At 54.7% G+C, this 19882-nt stretch carries 17 protein-coding genes and 1 tRNA gene; 14 read left to right on the top strand and 4 right to left on the bottom strand.

Annotated elements, in window-relative coordinates; all coding sequences use genetic code 11:
* Positions 1-122: 122 nt before the first annotated feature.
* Positions 123-4025, top strand: a complete 3903-nt coding sequence (locus tag WJU22_RS17405) for a glycosyl hydrolase (RefSeq protein WP_341839444.1) — start codon at positions 123-125, stop codon at positions 4023-4025.
* 805 nt (positions 4026-4830) lie between these two features.
* On the opposite strand, the gene WJU22_RS17410 is transcribed toward WJU22_RS17405, so the two are convergent.
* Positions 4831-6414, bottom strand: coding sequence for a peptide chain release factor 3 (locus WJU22_RS17410; protein ID WP_341839445.1), 1584 nt, complete (start codon positions 6412-6414; stop codon positions 4831-4833).
* A gap of 91 nt (positions 6415-6505) precedes the next feature.
* On the opposite strand from WJU22_RS17410, the gene WJU22_RS17415 reads away from it, so the two are divergent.
* The 7 genes from WJU22_RS17415 to WJU22_RS17445 all read left to right on the top strand — a co-directional run bounded on the left by WJU22_RS17415 (position 6506) and on the right by WJU22_RS17445 (position 13671).
* Positions 6506-7759 (top strand): ABC transporter permease, encoded by a 1254-nt coding sequence (locus WJU22_RS17415; RefSeq protein WP_341839446.1) that lies wholly within the window; start codon positions 6506-6508, stop codon positions 7757-7759.
* A 64-nt stretch (positions 7760-7823) separates the two neighbouring features.
* Positions 7824-8063: a hypothetical protein gene (locus WJU22_RS17420; RefSeq protein ID WP_341839447.1), complete on the top strand. Its 240-nt coding sequence runs from the start codon at positions 7824-7826 to the stop codon at positions 8061-8063.
* Positions 8060-8869, top strand: a complete 810-nt coding sequence (locus tag WJU22_RS17425; RefSeq protein ID WP_341839448.1) for a Fic family protein — start codon at positions 8060-8062, stop codon at positions 8867-8869. The genes WJU22_RS17420 and WJU22_RS17425 overlap by 4 nt, the downstream gene beginning before the upstream one ends.
* An 80-nt stretch (positions 8870-8949) precedes the next feature.
* Entirely contained in the window at positions 8950-9675 is a 726-nt protein-coding gene (locus tag WJU22_RS17430; protein ID WP_126243494.1) for a DUF4197 domain-containing protein, read from the top strand.
* A 139-nt stretch (positions 9676-9814) separates the two neighbouring features.
* Complete coding sequence (gene tsaD / locus WJU22_RS17435; RefSeq protein ID WP_341839449.1) at positions 9815-10822, top strand: tRNA (adenosine(37)-N6)-threonylcarbamoyltransferase complex transferase subunit TsaD; 1008 nt, start codon at positions 9815-9817, stop codon at positions 10820-10822.
* A gap of 7 nt (positions 10823-10829) precedes the next feature.
* Complete coding sequence (locus WJU22_RS17440) at positions 10830-11543, top strand: tRNA1(Val) (adenine(37)-N6)-methyltransferase (RefSeq protein ID WP_341839450.1); 714 nt, start codon at positions 10830-10832, stop codon at positions 11541-11543.
* Positions 11544-11643: 100 nt separating this feature from the next.
* Positions 11644-13671, top strand: coding sequence for a hypothetical protein (locus WJU22_RS17445; protein WP_341839451.1), 2028 nt, complete (start codon positions 11644-11646; stop codon positions 13669-13671).
* Positions 13672-13678: 7 nt separating this feature from the next.
* Here the strand turns inward: WJU22_RS17445 and WJU22_RS17450 are convergent, their stop codons facing one another.
* Positions 13679-13972 (bottom strand): helix-turn-helix domain-containing protein, encoded by a 294-nt coding sequence (locus tag WJU22_RS17450; protein WP_341839452.1) that lies wholly within the window; start codon positions 13970-13972, stop codon positions 13679-13681.
* Between the two features lie 150 nt (positions 13973-14122).
* Between WJU22_RS17450 and WJU22_RS17455 the strand changes: the two genes are divergently transcribed.
* Positions 14123-14536, top strand: a complete 414-nt coding sequence (locus WJU22_RS17455; protein WP_341839453.1) for a DUF6194 family protein — start codon at positions 14123-14125, stop codon at positions 14534-14536.
* Positions 14537-14604: 68 nt separating this feature from the next.
* On the opposite strand, the gene WJU22_RS17460 is transcribed toward WJU22_RS17455, so the two are convergent.
* Positions 14605-15435, bottom strand: a complete 831-nt coding sequence (locus WJU22_RS17460; protein WP_341839454.1) for a hypothetical protein — start codon at positions 15433-15435, stop codon at positions 14605-14607.
* Between the two features lie 261 nt (positions 15436-15696).
* On the opposite strand from WJU22_RS17460, the gene WJU22_RS17465 reads away from it, so the two are divergent.
* Entirely contained in the window at positions 15697-16254 is a 558-nt protein-coding gene (locus WJU22_RS17465) for a dihydrofolate reductase family protein (RefSeq protein WP_341839455.1), read from the top strand.
* Between the two features lie 69 nt (positions 16255-16323).
* Here WJU22_RS17465 and WJU22_RS17470 read toward each other — a convergent pair whose 3' ends face one another.
* Complete coding sequence (locus WJU22_RS17470) at positions 16324-17535, bottom strand: NAD(P)-dependent oxidoreductase (protein WP_341839456.1); 1212 nt, start codon at positions 17533-17535, stop codon at positions 16324-16326.
* Between WJU22_RS17470 and WJU22_RS17475 the strand changes: the two genes are divergently transcribed.
* The 4 genes from WJU22_RS17475 (at position 17525) to WJU22_RS17490 (ending at position 19555) form a co-directional block, all read left to right on the top strand.
* Entirely contained in the window at positions 17525-17938 is a 414-nt protein-coding gene (locus tag WJU22_RS17475; protein ID WP_341839457.1) for an iron-sulfur cluster co-chaperone HscB C-terminal domain-containing protein, read from the top strand. The two genes, WJU22_RS17470 and WJU22_RS17475, sit on opposite strands and share 11 nt — an antisense overlap.
* A gap of 11 nt (positions 17939-17949) precedes the next feature.
* Positions 17950-18036 (top strand) — tRNA-Leu (locus WJU22_RS17480).
* A 160-nt stretch (positions 18037-18196) separates the two neighbouring features.
* Entirely contained in the window at positions 18197-19090 is an 894-nt protein-coding gene (locus WJU22_RS17485; protein ID WP_341839458.1) for a helix-turn-helix domain-containing protein, read from the top strand.
* Between the two features lie 84 nt (positions 19091-19174).
* A complete protein-coding gene (locus WJU22_RS17490) occupies positions 19175-19555 on the top strand; it encodes a nuclear transport factor 2 family protein (RefSeq protein WP_341839459.1) in 381 nt (126 codons plus the stop codon).
* The last annotated feature ends 327 nt before the right edge of the window (positions 19556-19882 follow it).

Genomic DNA, 19882 nt, shown 5'->3' on the forward strand with positions numbered 1-19882 from the left:
AATTTTGTAATCTTTTGTTGTCACAATAATGTACCGCAAAAAGGCTCCGGTTCTCCGGAGCTTTTTTTATGCCCCTTCCCGCGAAAATCATTATGTTGCCCTTTCATTCAATACCCGGAATTATGCGAAGAAGGGATTTTCTCAGAAGCTCGGTCATCACCGCCACAGGCCTCCTCGTCTGGCCATCGTTGAGCCGTGCGGGTGAAGGGAACGACGCGCCCGACGAGCGCGGGTTCCTGCATCCGCCAGCCGGCTTTCGGCCGCAGGTTTTCTGGATGTGGCTCAACGGGAATATTTCAGCAGAAGGCATCACCAAAGACCTCGAATCCATGGCCGCCATGGGCATCGGCGGCGCCATCCTGTTCAATGTGGAAGCGGCGGCGCCGCGCGGGCCGGTAGATATGGGGAGCCAGACATGGCGCAACATGGTGCTGCACACCCTGCGCGAAGCGGAGCGCCTCGGCCTGGAAATCACCCTGCATCATTCCGCGGGGTTTTCGGGAACGGGAGGGATGTTCGTGGAGCCGCACCAGGCCATGCAGCAAATCGTTTGGCGCTCCGTGCCGGCAACGCCCCGTCAGCAACAATATCAACTCCCGCAACCTTTCACCAAACTCGGTTATTATCGCGATATCGCCGTGCTCGCGTTTCCGGAAGCGCCCGCTCCGCCGGTAACTTCCTTTTCGCGTAACGGGCAACGGGAGAACGGGGAGATCCTGCAAAACCAAAACCCCGAATCTGCCATCCGCTTCGAAAGCACCGATGTGCTGGAATTCGGGTTCGCGGAAGAAAGCGAATTCCGGTCGGTCACCTGCTGGCGCCGGCCGGAACCTCCGGCAGACGTCTACAATGGCCCGCCCGACAACCCGCCCACCTTCCGGCTGGAAAGCTCTACAGACGGCGAGCACTTTTCCCCCGTATGTTCCATCACCATGCCGCAACTCCGGAAAATGAACGCGCCCGGCGCCGCGGTGTTTCCTTCGGTGAAAGCGAAATTTTTCAGGCTGCGCACCAATACAAGCACCTGGTTGTCGGGCCTTGAATGGCATACTCATGCCGGCGTACAGAACTGGCCCGGGAAAGCGAATTTCTATCAGCACGTACCTGCCAACACGAAAAATCCAGAAACGGCAGCCGGTATCGATCCCGATACGATCATCGACCTTTCGCAACACCTGCAACCCGATAGCTCCCTCCGCTGGTCGCCGCCTTCGGGTAACTGGACGGTCTTGCGGATAGGGTTCACGCCCACCGGGCAGTTAGGCGCTTCCCAACCCGATGCCGCAACGGGCCTCGTGCTTGATACTTTCAGCCGCGCGGCGCTCCGCGATTGGCTGACGAAAATGGACGATTATCTTTTTTCATCATTACAAAATATGCCTGCTTTCCGCGGCATCGAAATCGACAGCTGGGAAGTGGGCGTGCAAAACTGGACGGCGCGCATGCCGGACGATTTCCTTGCGCAGCGCCGTTACCCGCTCCTAAAATGGCTGCCGGCGCTGACGGGCCGCATTGTGAAGGATGCAGACGCCACGAACGCGTTCCTGTCAGATTTCCGCCGCACGCAGGCCACGCTGGTAGCCACGGAATATTACGGCGGTTTTAAGGATTTCTGTGTGTCGAAAGGATGGCATTTGTGGGGAGAACCTTATGGCGACGGAATGTTCGACAGCCTGCAGATCGCCGCGCCGCTCGATGTGCCGATGGGGGAATTCTGGACACGGTATGCGCCGGGCTCCATGAACACCATCGCCGTGGCACTTTCAGCGGGGCATGTGATGGGAAAGCGCGTCATCGGCGCGGAAGCCTTTACGGGTTTGCCCGAAACTTCGCGGTGGACTGACTATCCCTATTCCCTCAAAATCCAGGGCGATCATTTCATGGCGATGGGCATCAACCGGCTGGTATTCCATACGATGGTGCATCAGCCTTTCGCGCACGGGGCGCCCGGGTTTTCGATGGCGCATTTTGGTAGCCATTTCGACAGGACCAATACCTGGTCGCCCTTTGCCTATGGCTGGACGAAGTACCTGTCCCGCACCCAATACATGCTTCAGCAGGGACATTACGCCGCCGATTTCGTGTTTTTCAAAGGCGAAGAGCCTTCCGCCACCATTCCCGACATCGATCACGTTTCGCCCAACCGGCCAACGGGTTACGGTGCGGACGTCATGGGTCCGGACGCGCTTTTCTCCGATATCCGCATCGAAAACAACCGGATTATTTTCCCCGGCGGCATGACGTATAAAGTGATGGTGATGATACAGCTGAACAGGGTTTCGCTGCCGGTGCTGGAACGCCTGAAAATTTTAGTGGAAGCGGGGATGTGGCTGGCCGTCAATGAAAAACCCGAAGCGCCGCCGGGCCTCGGTGGTGATGTGGCTGCCCTGCGCACGGCGGCAGATGACCTTTGGGGCGATCTTGACGGGAAAACGGTGACCGAACGAAAGCTGGGCAAGGGGATGGTGTTCCGCGGAAAGCTGCTTGCCGACATCATCGGGTTGCCGGCGGATTTCAGTTACACGGCTGTCCGTAGCGATGCGGCCATCCGGTTTACGCACCGGCAAACGGACGAGATGGATATTTACTTCGTCAGCAACCGGTTGCGGCGTCACGAACGGATCAAGGCGGAATTCAGGGTGAAAGGAAGGCAACCGGAATTGTGGAACGCGGAAGACGGCAGCGTGGCAGATGCGGTGATGTTTGAAGAAACGGAGCACGGTATTCGGTTGCCGATGGGATTTACGCCCGGGGGATCGTGGCTGGTCGTTTTCAGGAAGCCGATTCGCGTGAAAGGCGCAACGGTGTTGAAGATGGACGGAATGGTGCTGACCAATACTTCGGCAGACACCGCACCTGGTCTTCGCCAGTTTGCATCGGTCAGGAATACATTTTCCATCGAGATCTGGATCAGGCCGGATACGATCGCCATGCCGGGGAAAGGGTATGTGGTGTTCCCGGCGGAAGGCGGGGATATCGGTGGAAGCAAATGCGCTTGTGTCGGCATCGCAGCAGGCCAGCAGATGGTACGCGTTTGCGAACGTATAAAAGGCGCGGCGTACTTCGCGAAAGACGTGCTGACCGTTCAGCAACCGATTTCCGGCTGGACGCATGTGGTAGTCGTCTATCAAAACGGCGCCCCTTCCATCTACCTCAACGGAAAGCTCGCCGGACAAGCGCCTGCGAGCGGAAACTCCGTGATCCCGGGTCTGGGAACGAAACCTACGGGTGAGCTCTATTCCAGTGTATTTGAAGGGAACGCAACTGATCCGAAATTGTACCGCGAAGCCCTTGGCGCAAAAAAAATAGCGGCGCTTTTTGCCGCGAAGCTCCCGCCCCCGGCGCTTCCGGAAATAATCCGTCTTAACCGGCAGCAAAACCGACTGACAGCATTGGTGTGGCGGAATGGCCTTTATGCGCTGGATGGAAGGGAAATCGTCGTAAAGGATAAATGTTCGGTGTTGCCTGTGAAGGGTGCCTGGCGGGTGCAGTTTGAACGGGGAAGGGGCGCGCCGGCGGAGATACAGCTTCCCGAATTAACATCGTTGCACCGGCATAAGGATTTTAACGTCCGTCATTTTTCAGGGGTGGCAACTTATGAAAAGCGTATCGGAATTCCGGCGTCGATTTTACAAAAAGGGAAGCGGGTTTTCCTCGATTTGGGACGGGTGGAAGTGGTGGCGCAGGTGGAGGTGAACGGGAAGGATGCGGGCCTGTGCTGGAAAGAGCCTTTCCGGCTCGATGTGACGCCGTTGCTGATAGTGGGAGAAAACCGGCTGCGCATCCGTGTGGCAACGCTTTGGCCGAACCGCCAGGTGGGCGATGCGCATCTGCCGAAAGAAAATACATTCAACTCCGCCAATTACATGACGGTGCTTCCTGCATGGTGGACGGGCAACGCGGAGAATCCCGGGCGCCGGGTTACCATTTCCACCTGGGATAATTACCTGCCCGGGGATCCGCTGCTGGAATCCGGTCTGGTAGGCCCGGTGCGGATGTTGGTGGCCTGGGAATGGGAGGGTTGATCGCGTGTTTGATAGCGGAAGACGGGCGGTTGTATATATCAGGTGCCGTTCAAAACACACAAACATGACAGCTATAAATATGTCAGCCCTTTCGTTTTTTGAATGTATTTTCTCACTACTTTTGATTCGTTGATGCTTCTATCACGGGCATCGGCAAAAGGGGGCCAGGCAAGTGGCTGCCGACAATTCCAGATCCAGAAAGATATTTTTTTTAACCCAATTGTTGTATAAACCCAAAGAAGTGATTTCGAGTTAATAGTTTAATAGTGTTTGCCTTTGTGCAACATATTTCTGAACTGCTTTCCACTTACATCGCACAAGAACTAAACCGCCGGCTGTTTATCCGGCAGGCGGTTTGGTTTCCCATAATCAAAGCATTTTTGTGGGCGGGGTAACATTTTTGCCGGGCGTATGCCGGGCATATGTTGGGCATCCAGTGTGCCGGAGTGCGGCGAACTGGGAAAAGTATTTTTGGAAAATCATGGACGGGGTAACATGATTGCCGGGCGAGTTCTGCGCTTGCAGTGTGCTGGAGTGCGACATAAGCAGGAGGTTGTGGGAAAAGAAAAGGCGCCGTTGTAGCGGCGCCTAGTTATGTAGTTTGTTGAAACTTCGCGTACGTGTTGGAGTGATGCTTTAGCTACCTTTTGCTTTGAAGCTTCTTCGGCAACCAGTTATTGATTTAGGTCAGCGAAGGTTTGTTTCGGCTTTGGTGCTTAGGCAGCTTTTTACTTTGCAGATGCTTCGATAGTTCGTTCGTGCAAAGTTGAAAGCGCAATTACTTTTTACGGAATTGCGGCTGCGATTACTTATGTATCTCCGAAGTGAAATGGAACTCGATATCGGGATTGTTGGCCCGTTCGGTATTGAGGTACCATTCTGATTGCGCAAGGTACACGAGGTGACCGTCTTTATCCTGCACTACGTTGGCGCCTTTGAAGCGGGTGAATTCTTCCAGCTTCTTTTTATCGCCGGTGATCCAGCAGGCTTTGTAGAAGGGCAGTGTATTGAACTGGCAGGAAGCGCCGTATTCCTGGAGCAGGCGGTATTGGATTACTTCGAACTGGAGGTCGCCCACGCAGCCAATGATCTTGCGGTTGCCGTTGTGTTGGGTGAAAAGCTGGGCCACGCCTTCGTCGGTCAGCTGGGAAATTCCTTTCTCCAGTTGCTTGGTTTTCATGGGGTCTTTGTTCACCAGTTCCTTAAACAGTTCAGGCGAGAAGCTGGGGATACCGGTGAAGAAGAAGTTTTCTCCTTCGGTGAGCGTATCGCCGATCTTGAAGTTGCCGGTATCGAAAAGGCCCACCACATCGCCGGGGAACGCGTCGTCCACGATGTTCTTTTCCCGCGCCAGGAAGCTGTAGGGGTTGGCGAAGCGCACGTCTTTGTCGAGCCGTACGTGGTGGAAATATTTATTCCGCTCGAACCGTCCGGAGCATACGCGCAAGAACGCGATACGGTCTCTGTGCCGGGGATCGAGGTTGGCGTGTATCTTGAAAATGAAGCCGGAGAACTTGTCTTCCGTGGCTTTCACTTCACGGGTGCTGGCTTCACGGTCGCGCGGGATAGGGGCGATGTCTACGAAAGTATCCAGGAGGTCTTTGACCCCGAAGTTGTTCACGGCAGAGCCGAAGAACACGGGGGCCAGTTTGCCTTCCAGGTAGGGTTGCGCGTCGAAGGTATCGTAAACGCCTTCGATCAGTTCCACGTCGTTGCGCAGCTGCGCGGCGTCCGTGGCGCTGAAAAGCTCGTCGATCCGCGGGCTGGTCAGATCGGCCAGCGGCACGATATCTTCGTCGGTAGCCTTGCGGTTGGCCGCGAAGGAAACGAAGCTTTTGTCGTACAGGTTGTATACGCCCTTGAAATCCTTGCCGCCGTTGATGGGCCAGCTGAGGGGGCGTACGCGGATGTTGAGCAGTTCTTCCAGCTCATCGAGCAGGTCGAAAGGGTTTTTACCGTCGCGGTCGAGCTTGTTGACGAAGATGATCACGGGCGTGTCGCGCATGCGGCAGACTTCCATGAGCTTCTTGGTCTGTTCTTCCACGCCTTTCACGCAGTCGATCACCAGTACAACGCTGTCGACCGCCGTGAGGGTACGGTAAGTATCTTCGGCGAAGTCTTTGTGACCGGGGGTATCGAGGAGGTTAATGAGAATGTCCCGGTATTCGAACGTCATTACGGAGGTGGCAACGGAGATACCGCGCTGCCGTTCGATCTCCATGAAGTCGGAAGTGGTGTGTTTTTTTATCTTGTTGGATTTCACCGCGCCTGCCGTCTGGATGGCCCCGCCGAAGAGCAGGAACTTCTCCGTGAGGGTGGTTTTACCGGCGTCAGGGTGGGCGATGATCGCGAATGTTTTCCTTTTATTGATCTCGTTGATGTACTTCATCGTTTAATAAATGGCTGCAAAGGTACATTTTTCCGGGAAAAAGGAGCGCCTTCGAGGCGGATGGCATTGGTTTATATGTTATTTTTGGTTTATGCTATCATCGCTCAAGATATTTTGGAACAGTCTGAAAATGGCCCTGCAGGAGCTGCGGGTCAATAAGCTGCGGACTTTCCTGTCGCTGCTGGGCATTACCATCGGCATTTTCTGCATCATCGCGGTACTGACGGTGACGGAGAGTATGGAGACTTCCATCCGGAAAGACCTTAACTCGCTGGGCACCAACGTGATCTATGTCGAAAAGTGGCCTTGGGACGGCGGGGGTGAATGGTGGCAGTATGTGAACCGCCCGCAGCCCAAATTCCAGGAAGTCCGCCAGGTCAAAGACAAAGTAGGCTCCGCAGATGCCGTCACTTTCACTTTTTCCACCAGCGGCCGGAAAGTGGAGTTCGGGTCGGACTATATGGACCAGGTAGCCCTCATCGCCACATCGGCCGATCTTGACAAGATGCAGACCATCGAACTGGCGGCCGGGCGGTATTTTAGTCCCTCCGAATTCAACAGCAGTTCCAACGCCGTAGTGCTGGGCTGGAACATCGCCGACGGGCTTTTCGGCAACGTGGACGCTGCCGTGGGCAAGGAGATCCGCGTATCCAGCCGGAAGTGCCGGGTGATCGGGGTACTGAAACGGAAAGGGGACAGCATGATCGGCGGGGTGCTGAACGACGATTGTGTGCTCATGAACTACCTCTACGCCCGTACGATCGTGGACGAGCGGAACTGGAATACGAATACGACCATATTGGTCCGTTCTGCTGACGGTATCCCCACCGCGCAGCTGAAAGACGACCTCACGGGGGCCATGCGGGCCATCCGGCGGTTGAAACCGGCAGACGGGAACGATTTTGCCCTGAACGAGATCACCACGGTGCAGGGGGAACTCACCACGCTCTTTACCTACATCAACGCCGGCGGCTGGATGATCGCAGCATTCGCGTTGCTGGTGGGCGGTTTCGGGATCGCGAACATCATGTTCGTGACAGTAAAGGAAAGAACGAATATCATCGGCCTGAAAAAGGCCATAGGCGCCCGCCCGGGCGTCATATTGACGGAATTCCTCATCGAGTCCATGATCCTTTGCATGGTAGGCGGTGGCCTGGGGCTGCTATTCGTCTACGGGGGCGCCCTGATCGCCAGGAACATGTTCAGCTCCTTCCAGATCGGGCTTTCGATCGGCAATATCATCCTCGGGTTTTCCATTTCCGGGATCGTGGGGATCATTGCCGGGTTCATTCCCGCTTACACCGCCAGCAAGCTCGACCCAGTTGTGGCGATCAGGAGCAATTGACGATTTCCGGAAATCTCCAATGTGCCGCGTTATTGAACCGACGGCAAAAATCAGCATTTCAGTCATGAATCAGTTGAATCCCATTGCGATGAAATTAGCGGAGTTAAAAAAACTTGAAAAGAAGGACTGCATCTTCCTGGAAGATGTTGATCCCATTTTCCGGGACGACCTGCAAACATTCATCATCGGAGAAACGATGACTTTGAAGGACGGGAAACTGATCATTCATCGTAGCCTGTTTCGAAGATGGCTTCAAAAAATCCAAACCGAAGGGTTAGATCACAAGAAAGACGCTACAACATGACTACTGAAAAATTCGAAAAGATCAATTCGCTGAAAAACCGCATTGATAGTCTTAACGATATGAAGGAATGGGATGATTCGTTTATCGAAATGGTAAAAACGGACTTCACCTATAACTCCAACAAGCTTGAAGGAAATGCGCTCACTTTCGGACAGACGATTGCGGCATTGAAGGATCTTGTTACACCAGGGAGCCACGCTTCGAGCGACATACTGGACGTGATAAATCATCAGGAAATTTTGGACGTCGTATTCGATAATCACCGCACGGAAAAGATATCCGTTGAAAACATCCTGCAACTCCATAAAGTCTTGATGAAATACATCGTTCAATGGGAAGACGACGGTCATTACAGTCCCGGACGTTTTAAAATGTTCGAGAACGCGACCATGCTGAGCGGTGGTAAAATTTATCGATATTTACCTCCTGCCGAAGTGCCGGATGCGATGGAAGCCCTCGTGACTGCCATCAATCACCAACTTACCGGGGTAGATTATGCTGATATCAACCGGCATCCGCTTACGATAGCCACCCGATTTCATCAACAGTTTCTCGATATTCATCCGTTTAGCGACGGCAATGGCAGGATAGCCCGGATTTTCGTAAACCTGATACTGCTGAAAACCGGTTTTCCGCCAATTTTCATTAAGGAAGTTGACCGGAAAACATATCTCCACCTGTTCGAGCTATCCCAAAAGGATATCCTTCCCATGCAGGAATTTTTTGCCGACAAACTCCTTGAAAGCCTGGACGTTAAGTTGGATTTCGTGCTCCAGGCGATCCAGTCCGGCGAAACGGCTGCATAGCCATCCCGGGTTGCAGCTTCCTTCTTTGGCACACCAATTGCCTTCCCCTCCATATCTTTGCACGCAATTCAAATCAACCGATGAAACACATATTCCTTGCCGGCGCCCTTTGCATGACGCTCTTTTCGGGATGCGAGACCACTCAACAGATCCTCAGTACGCTGCCCACTACCACAACCACCGGTCAGCCCAACAGTTTCCAGATCGCCGCAGGCCTCAAAGAAGCCCTCAGCATAGGTGCCCAGAATTCCGCCAGCCGCCTTTCCGCGCCCAACGGGTTCTTCGCCAACGCCATGCTCAAAATCCTCATGCCCCCCGAAGCGCAGAAAGTGGAATCCACCCTCCGCAACCTCGGCATGGGCAACGTTGTCGATAAAGCCATCCTCGCCATGAACCGCGGTGCCGAAGAAGCCGCCAAATCAGCTGCGCCCATCTTCGTGAACGCCATCAAACAAATGTCCATCACCGACGCTATCGGTATCCTCCGCGGGGGCGACTTCGCCGCTACCAACTATTTCAAGCAAAAAACCACTTCAGCCCTCACCACCGCCTTCAGCCCCGTGATCAACAACGCCCTGAAGAAAGTAGACGCCACCAAATATTGGGCAGACGTATTCACCGTCTATAACAAATTCTCCAAAACACCCGTCAATACCGACCTTACCGCCTACGTCACCGAACGCGCCATCAACGGCATCTTCCATGAAGTAGGAGCGGAGGAACAAAAAATCCGTAAAGACCCCGCCGCCCGCGTCACCGAGCTCCTCAAAACAGTCTTCGGCAGCTCGCTGGCCCAGAACAAATAATCACTTGCCCGTCGAAAATAGCCATGGCCCGCCCGAACGGCCGTTCCCGCAGGCCATGGCCTTTTTATATAATGGTTTAGGTGCATGTGTGCCGGCAGGGCATGCATTTCCGGTGGTTTTCGCGTAACTTTGCGGACTTATGCCGGTTAACATACTTGCCATAGAATCTTCCTGCGACGATACCAGCGCAGCCGTCATCTCCGACGGGACCATCCTGTCCAACGTCATCGCCGGACAGGCCGTTCACCAACAATACGGCGGGGTAGTGCCCGAACTGGCTTCCCGCGCCCACCAGGAAAACATCGTTCCGGTGGTAGACCTGGCACTGAAGAAAGCCGGCATGCAGCCGGAAGACCTCAGCGCCATCGCATTCACGCAAAGCCCCGGCCTCATCGGCTCGCTGCTGGTCGGCAGTTGCTTTGCCAAGTCGATGGCCCTGGCGCTCGATCTCCCGCTGATCGGCGTTCACCATATGCAGGCGCACGTGCTCGCCAATTTCATCGACGATCCCAAACCGGCCTTTCCCTGCCTTTGCCTCACCGTTTCAGGCGGCCATACGCAGATCGTGCTGGTAGACGGGCCGCTGCAAATGAAAGTCATCGGCGAAACGCTCGACGACGCCGCCGGCGAAGCGTTCGATAAATCCGCCAAACTCCTCGGCCTGCCGTACCCCGGCGGCCCGCTGGTCGACAGATACGCCAAAGAAGGCAATCCCAAAGCCTACCGGTTCCCCGAGCCGCAGATCCCCGGCCTGGATTTCAGCTTTTCCGGCCTTAAAACGTCGATCCTGTATTTCCTGCAGGAAAACACGGCGAAAGACCCGGCATTCGTGGAAACCCACCTGGCCGATATCTGCGCGTCCATCCAGCACCGCATCGTCACGATTCTCACGAACAAGCTCGCGAAAGCAGCGCAGGAAACGGGGATCACGGAGATTTGCATCGCCGGCGGCGTAAGCGCCAATTCCGGGCTGCGCAATGCCCTGGAGGCGCTCGGCAAGCAAAATGGCTGGAATGTCTACATCCCGCAGTTCCAGTATTGTACGGACAATGCCGCCATGATCGCCATGACGGCGCATTACAAATACCTCGCCGGGGCTTTCAGTCCTGCGGATACCGTTCCCACGGCCCGCGCGGCATTCGAATAAGCGAAACATGGGGAATTCCTGGTTCCAGTTCAAGCAGTTCAGGGTAGAGCAGGCCGGCAGCGCCATGAAAGTCTGTACCGACGCGTGCATTCAAGGCGCGTGGACGGCCGCCAGCCTCCAATCGCGCCCGCCCTCCCGCGTGCTGGACATCGGCACCGGAACAGGCCTCCTCAGCCTGATGCTCGCCCAGGTAACACCGGCAATCATCGACGCCGTGGAACTGGACACCGCCGCAGCCGCACAAGCCATCGCCAATTTCGCCGGATCGCCCTGGAACACCCGGCTCCACGGCCTGCAATCCGACATCCGGACATTTTCCAGCCCAGAAACCTACGATTTCATCATCACCAATCCGCCGTTTTTCCAGAACGACCTTCGCGGCCCCGATGCCCGGCGCACCGCTGCGATGCATACCGCTACGCTGGGATACGCTGACCTGCTCGATGCCATCGCAAGATTGCTGTCGCCCGGAGGCAGCTTTTCGATTTTGCTGCCGTACGCGGAGTTCCGGATTTTCCAGGAACTTGCCAAGGCGCAAGGCCATTCCCTCCGCGCACTCCTCGACATACAACAGTCGCCCGCACATGCGCCCTTTCGTTCGGTCGGCATCTTCGGAAAAGGCGACGCACAACCCGCCGAAACGCTTGTCATCCACGACGAACACCGGCAATATACCCCCGCGTTTTCCGCACTGCTGCAGCCTTTCTATCTCTATCTCTGACTGCTGCCGGCTTCCTGAAACAAATTGACGAGATTTAGAAACGGATCGACGAACGCCGCGCCGGCTTCATGCTGTATTTTGAATGATGAAATTCCACGTCATGAAACTAGCATTGTCTTTGATCGCCCTGCTGAACCTATATTTTGCCAAAGCGCAAACGGTTGACCCGACTATTAACAGTAAGATGAAAGTAACCTGGCCCGCCGGAAATTCCCGGACCGGCAAAGTCGTTTTCAACCTGGCGCCCGGCCATCCGCTTTTCCAGGAAATTTCCCTCGACGGCAAACGTATCGCTGCACAGGCTGACCCGGTTTTTGTCGTAAGCGTGGGAAGGAGAGACCTGCTATCCCAAAACCGCTGGAACATCTTTTTCGATAAAGTACCCGAAAGGCCCTTCCAGAGCCATGTTCTGACGATCAGGAAAACCAACGCGGCAGTAAGAACGGAAGGCAGCAGGACGATCGTCACCATCGGGCCCATATCCGCAGAAACCTTCGAAGGCAACCTGGAAATCACGTTCTATCACGGCAGCCCGCTCTTCAACGTGGCGGCCGTTGTTTCCACCCAAACAGACGCCAAGGCGATCGTGTTCGATGCCGGTTTTACAAGCGCATCGAAAGACTGGCAAACTTTTTCATGGATCAATACCGGTGATTCGCTCATACGCGCAAATGCTGCAAAAGCGGACACCGCCCGCAACGTTGCCGTGAAATATCGTGCCATCGCGGCTTCCGGGAAACAGGGCACGTTGGCCGTATTTCCTCCGCCGCACCAGTATTTCTATCCGCTGGACGAAGCCTTCAACCTCCGGTTCACCTGGTTTGGCAAAGGTTACCGCGGATTGGTGCCGGGAAACGGGATCGGCATCCGGCAGGAATTGCAGGGCGACAAGCGCTTCGTTCCCTGGTTCAACGCGCCGCCAGGCACGCAGCAACGCATGAACTTTTTCTGTCTGCTCGATACAGAAAGCGAAACGGCGGCCTTTGCCGCGGTAAAACGGTATACGCATAACGACCGGTACGTTCCGCTGCCGGGATTCAAAACGATGTCGAGCCATTTCCATAACGAATTCGTCATGAAAGTGATGCTGGCGGGGAAACCGGTGCCGGAACGGCCGGAGTTCGTGGACGTGTTCAAACGGCTGGGCGTAGACATTGTGCACCTGGCGGAATTCCATTATACCGCCGATCCCAAAGGGCCGGACGAAAAGCGGCTCCCGCAGCTGAAAGCGCTGTTCGAACTTTGTGAAAAGCAGTCGGATAAGGATTTCCTGCTGTTGCCGGGAGAAGAGCCCAACGAGTTTTTCGGAGGGCATTGGCTGAATATTTTTCCGCGGCCGGTATATTGGGTGATGTCGCGCCGGGAACAGACGCCCTATGTCGAAGACCGGCCAGGCTTCGGCAAAGTGTACCACATCGGCAATACATCCGAAATGCTGCAACTGCTCAAAGATGAAAGCGGTCTGGCCTGGACGGCGCATCCGCGTACGAAAGGCTCCGTCAACACACCGGACATCTACAACCATGAAGCTTTTTTTCAGTCAGACAGGTTCATGGGCGCAGCGTGGAAAGCCATGCCCGCCGACCTTTCCGAGCCGCGTCTCGGCAGGCGGGTGCTCGATCTGCTCGACGATATGAATAACTGGGGAACGCGGAAAACGGTCATCGCCGAAGCCGACCTTTTTACCATTACGCCCGACAATGAAATGTACGCCCACATGAACGTCAATTACCTCATGCTCGACAAACTGCCGGCGTACCAGGACAGCTGGTTGCCCATCCTGGACGCCATGCAATACGGGCGGTTTTTCAGTACCACGGGCGAGGTGCTCATGCCGTCTCTGCGGATCAACGGTCGCATTTCCGGCGACAGCCTGCAACTGCCCGCAAACGGGCTTGCGGAGATCGCGTTGCGCCTGCGCTGGACGTTCCCCATGCAGTTCATTGAAATTATTTCTGGCGACGGGAAAGCGGTGTTCCGGGAGCGGATCGAACTTTCTTATACGGAGGCTTTCGGCGACAGGGAATTCCGGCTGGAAGCGAAACTCGCCGGCCGCAAATGGGTGCGCGTAGAAGCCTGGGACGTGGCGGTGAACGGTGCTTTCAGCCAAACGTTTTACATCCGCTGACAGCAGTTCAGGACTGTTCTGCCTGCGCCCGGTGATAATTGGCGACTGCCCAGGCCTGGAGCGCCTGCATCACCGGTTTGAGCGCGAGCCCTTTTTCCGTGAGCGAGTATTCGACGGTGGGAGGCACGGTGGGATGGGGTTTCCGCGAAATGATCTTCCGCTCTTCCAGCTCCTTCACCGTTCTGGCCAGCATGCGCGTGTTGATGCCTGGCACCGCGCGCTCCAGTTCCCCGAATCGCAACACTCCGCTCATCAATGCGTTGATGACAGACATCGTCCATTTACCGGAAAGGAGGTCCATGGACTCCTGGAACGGACAAGGCTCCGGATTTTTTTCTGCGTGAGCGGTGCTGCCATGCTGAATGCTTTACTTGTTGTCAGTAGCTGACAAGTTTGCCAGTACTTTTCAAATGTACGGCATCGCATTAACTTAGCGGTCAAACGCCGTTATATGACCGTGGATCTTATCGAACAATTCATTATACAAAACCTGCCCGACACCACCCGCCTCGAGCATGGCGGTTATATTTTTTATTTCTATTCGACGGATCAGATGCTTCCCTTCGTAAGCATCGCCATTGCTGACAATGAATACGATCATGTGTCGGAATTGAGCAGGGAAGGGGTGTTCAGGGTGAATATCGGTGTGTTGAAGGAAACGTTCGCCGGGATGTTCCCCGAGCCTTCCGCCGAATGGGACTACGCCGTGCTCGACCGGTTCCTGCCGCATCCGCATTACGCCGCGCAGCATTATATCTGTATTCTCAACCCGGAAGGAGAAAACGCGGAGACAACCTGCAGGTTGATGGAAGAGGCCTGGATCATCGCGAAGCGGCGGTTTGAGAAGAAACACCCGCAGGGATAGGCGGGAAACGCGACCGTCCTGCCACGGGCAATGCGGGCAGGACGGCCGGAATATTGTTGTTATGCCGATCAAACGAAATGGATCGGGATGTCTTTCTTTTGCGGATTGTTGGGAAAGTCGAGCTGCGGAACGGGATAGGATTCGTCTTCATGAACGATATCCGACTCCTGGAGCACGGTTTTCCTGACCAGCGTGAGCTCCAGCACATCGGGGATGAGCACGTCGTTGGTGCCGCTACCGGAAAACTCGTAGGAATAGAACGTATCGCCATAGTTGTTGCCATGCACGTGGATGAGCGTGAACTCCCGTTCCAGGAGCCGCAGGATGCTTTCCACTTCGCGCAGCCTGTTTTTCAGGTCGTGAAACTCGAAGATCAGCTGGTTGACGCGGCCGAGGCAGGCCAGGAACTTCGGATGATCGAGCAGCCCGTATTCCCCGCCTTCGATATCGATTTTCAGCAGCACGTTTTCGTCGAAGAGGCGGTATTGTTTCATGTGCTGTTCCAGCGAATTGTATTTACCGTTCTTTTCCGGCGCTATGCCTTCGTCTACGAACACGATGTTCCTTTCATTGAGCTCCGTCAGTTTCTTTTTCCATTTTTTGGCGGTGGACAGGTATCTTTTAGCCTTCCGGAAGCGGAAGGAGATCATCAGTTTCGCGAAATGCCGCATGTTCACGTATTCGCCGTTGAACATGGTGGGGTCGAACATGAGGACGGGTTTGCCGGTGCGGGAGTTGAAATCTTCTTCGAACGAGGTTTCCCAACCAACGCCGTAAGTCAGGAGCCGGTCGGTGTGCTGGATCGCTTTCTCGTACACAACGTAACCTCCATCGTGATTTCTACCCAATCGGATCTTGTTTTTGACGTGGACGGGCGATAGGAATTTAATTTTGCTCATATGCGGCTGTTTCAGGTCTTTCACTTGTTTTGGTTGCCAGTTTGCGCCTCCGTTCCCCACGGCTGCTCTCGGTTCAAATCCAGGTCGGGCGTTAGATAAGCAGAGCCGGGATCGTGCCGGCGGATAACAATATCTGAAATAAATGCCGGATTACCCAGTAATTTGACGGGTTATTGTAGTCAGGCCGTATTCCTGATCAGCTAAGGCCATCGTTCTTGACCGAATTGCTTAACTTGAGTGGCAACAAACAAATGCCATCCCATGAGAAAACTCATTTTCGCCATCAATATGACCCTGGACGGTTGTTGTTCCCATACCAAAGGAACTCCGGGCGTGGAGGTACATGAATACTTTACGGCGCTTTTAGGGGAAGTCGATCTGATGGTATACGGTCGGATCACTTATGAATTGATGGTGCCTTTCTGGCCGGATATCGCAAAAAGCAATGTGGCGCCCACGAAGTTTATGCTCGATTTCGCAAAAGCGTTCGACGCAATCCCGAAAGTCGTTTTCTCCCGGACGCTGGAGCGTGTAGACGACCATAATTCCCGCCTCGCCAAAACCGACCTGGCCACGGAAATAACCCGGTTGAAGAACGAGCCCGGCAAAGGCATCCTGGCCGGCGGTGTTGCGTTGTCTGCTGAATTGCTGGAGCTGGGACTGGTGGATGAGTTTATCGTGGTGATACACCCGGTGGTGGCAGGAGCGGGGAGACGCCTGTTCGATACCGCGCAACTGCCGGATCAAATGGCTTTGAAGCTGGAGGAAACGAGGACCCTGGAATCGGGGCACGTGGTGTTGCGGTACAGCAAACTTTAGCAGGGAACAGATATTGTAAAAGGCCCCGGGGATAAACGCCCGGGGCTTTTTTAGTATCTGGAATGGCCGTTACTCGTTCCCCTCCGCATACGCCTTCATGTAGACATAACGGTCGGTGAGGTGGCCGTTGGCCACGATGGTCGCTTTTTGGATCATTTCGCTGCCGCCGTTCACCAGGTCGTCGAACACATATTTCATCAGGTGGTCGCCGAAGAACTGGGATGCATCGCGTGGGAGCTCGTTGGGAAGGTTGCCGACACACATCATGGTGACGCCTTCCTTATCGTAAGGTGCGATCCTGTCGCGGTTGGTGCGGTGAACGCCGTACACGGGGTCTTCTATGGTAGCGTCTCCCAGGTTGCAGGGTACGGAACCGCCCTGGTCGTCGGTAATATCGGCGATCACCTGGATGCGGAAATTCTCCTTCGCCAGGTCGTCCCAGGTAAACAGCGGCGCAATATCCTGGTCCCAGTAAATCCCGTTCATGAGCACGTCCGAACAGGTGACGTAGGGCAGGAATTTGCAGTCGTACTGTTCAGGATGGGCGTGGAAATCGTCCCGGCTGTACGTTTTGTCTGAGCGGCGGAGGTATAGTTCGCCCGCTTTCAGCTGGGTGTAGACCGGGTAGGCGTATTCGTTGATGAGGAATTCGTCGGGCGGGATGTATTTGATGCCCAGGAGCCCCATCACTTCCAGGATGCCCGCTGTCACGCGGCCGGAACCGGTGGTCACGATCTTGACGGGCGGGAGCTTCACGCCGAAATAATGGGTGATCAGCTCCTGGAAGTCGTGGCATTCGTATACCCGCTTGAAATCGAACAGGCCCGTCCGCCGTCCGTATTCCAGCAGGCCGTTATGCGCGCCTACGACGCCGGCGAAGAACCCGAACCCGAGGATGCGCTGCCCGTCGGGATGCACGAGGCATTCGTAATCGATGAGCGAGATGTTGCGTTCCAGGATGGTTTGCAGCATTTCGCGGTTCTGGGGCTGGAGTTTTTTGGTATGCGAAAAGAAAAGGTACGTTTTTCCGGGGATGAGCCTGTCTTTCGGTACTTCCTTGATGCCGAGCAGGATGTCGCAGTGCGACAGGTCTTCAGCAACATCGATACCGGCGGCGCGGTATTCATCGTCTTTGAAGGCACGGTGCGGCGAGGGCTGCACGGTGATCTGCACGGTGGGGTAACGGGAAAGGATCCACTGGCATTGCTGCGGGGTGAACGCGACGCGGTTATCTTGCGGAATTTTCTCTTCACGGATCAGTCCGATTTGAATGGAAGCCATGATTGTTTATTGGTGTTTGGATCGAATGCTGCAACATTACTGTAAATTTGCTTTTTTGCAAAATCAGATGGAGGTACTGAAACGATTCGAGGGGCTGATGGGCCCCGGAGAGAAATACCCGTTGCCGGAAATATTCATGTCGGAGATGCTGGAACTGAACAGCCAGTTGTTCGAACTGGAAAATTGCGGGGACGAAGCGGCGGTGCTGCAATTGGGCAGCAGGATTTCCGGGTGGATGCAGCACCTGGCGGAAGACGTGGAGCCCGCGCTGGCAGCCTTTGAGAACAGCCGCGCCAGCCAGGGGCAAATCACCCTGCTGAAAGAATGTTTCATCAAGCTAAAATATTTATTGCGGATTCAACAAAGAATTTCTACATTTGCAACCCGCGATAAGGCTTCATAACCCGGTCGCATGCCCAGATGGCGGAATTGGTAGACGCGCTAGACTCAAAATCTTGTTTCGGCAACGGAGTGCAGGTTCGATTCCTGTTCTGGGCACCAAAAAAAGCCTGATATCCTTCGAGATGTCAGGCTTTTTTCATGGCATGTGATCCAATCCATTTTCGCCACATCATCCCTTCTCATTTTACCCGACTATCATCGTTCGAAAGAAATTTTCAATTCGGATCACCGATCAGTTTGTATGCCTTAATTTTATACCATGCACAAGCGGGAAGACATTTCAGGCTTTTATGAACGGATCCACTACCTGGCTCCGGATAAGATCGCGGCAGACAAGCCGCATATCAATGTTTTTGAACGCGCCTCCTGCATCAACGCCACGCCGTTCCGCCGGCGGGATTATTATAAAGTGACGCTGATCCTGGGAACGGGAAGGCTCGATTACGCCCATCAATCCATCTACATCGACCGCCCCGCGCTCGTGTTCTCCAACCCCATGATCCCTTACAACTGGATACCCGACCCAACGGAACAGGGCGGCTGGTTTTGTATTTTCAACCAGGCCTTCATCCGGCAGCGGGAAAGCCTGCTGACCCACCTGCCCATGTTCCAGACCGAAACGGATAAGGTATTTTTCCCCGATGCAGGCAGCGTAGCCGAGATCGCGGCTTTCTTTACCGCCATGATGCGCGAAAATGCGGAGCATTATATCCACAAAGATGATATTCTGCGCAACTATCTCCACCTCATCGTGCACCACGCGCTAAAATTGAAACCCGCCGGGAATTACGACCGCGACCTGAACGCCGCCGCCAGGATAACCGGATTGTTCCTGGAGCTCCTGGACCGGCAATTCCCCATCGGATCACGCCGGCATGAACTGCAGCTCCGGTCCGCAAAAGACTTCGCCCGGCAACTGTCCCTGCATACCAACCACCTCAACAGGATGGTCAAGGATTTTACCGGGAAAACAACGACGGAACACATTGCCGCCAGGATTCTCCTGGAAGCCAACGACCTGCTACTCAACACGGATTGGCCGGTTTCCGAGATCGGCTACTGCCTTGGGTTCCAGTATCCCGGGTATTTCAATAGCTTTTATAAAAAGCACACCGGCGCCACGCCAAATGCCCTCCGGAAACATGCTGTTTGAATTGTAGAAGTATCCGATTGAAAAGTCGCATCGTATCATCGCCCGCCTGCCTAATTTCGCTGCATCAACGCAAAAGCCTGACATATGGAAACTACAGCAAACAAGTCTGCGATCGAAGCGGAAATACAGTCCATCCTCCTTCCCATAAACGATTACCTGGAAGGCCGCCCGGCCAAAGACACCGAACGGCTCCGGCGCGCCTTTCATCCGGATGCTTTCATTAGAATGGTGGTAGACGGAAAATTGGCCGCGTGGACCGTCCCCCAGTACCTCGATGCGGTCGCCAATGCCCCTGTTCAGGAATGCCTGCCGGAAATGCTCAGCTATTCATGGGATGGGGATACCGCATCCGCGCTGGTACAATTGATTTTCCCCACGTTCCGGTTTATAGACCGGTTCAACCTCGTGAAGTTAGACGGGAAATGGCTGCTGATGGACAAACTTTCCTATCGCCAGCCGATTTAGCAGCGATTCCGGATAATATTATATGATGGGTTTTGGCCCATCGGCAACGAAACGGGAACGGTTTACCTTCGGGCCTTAATTTGGCACAAAAAACGTTTCCAAAAACTGATGGAGCCGGGCAGTCCTGCCCGGCTTTTTTATGCCCCGACTCGAGCGCCGGAGGATGCCCCGGCGGGAGGGGCGCCCCATTCACCGGGTTAAAAATCACCCCCTTTTAAACAATCCCGCCACCTAATGCGTTGATTCCTATGATTTGAGATACGACCGGAACCTACGAATACACCCGTGTTACCCGAAAGATTGCCCCGTTTAGGCCGGTTCCGGTCA

The organism is Chitinophaga caseinilytica (assembly GCF_038396765.1).
Lineage (GTDB): Bacteria > Bacteroidota > Bacteroidia > Chitinophagales > Chitinophagaceae > Chitinophaga > Chitinophaga caseinilytica.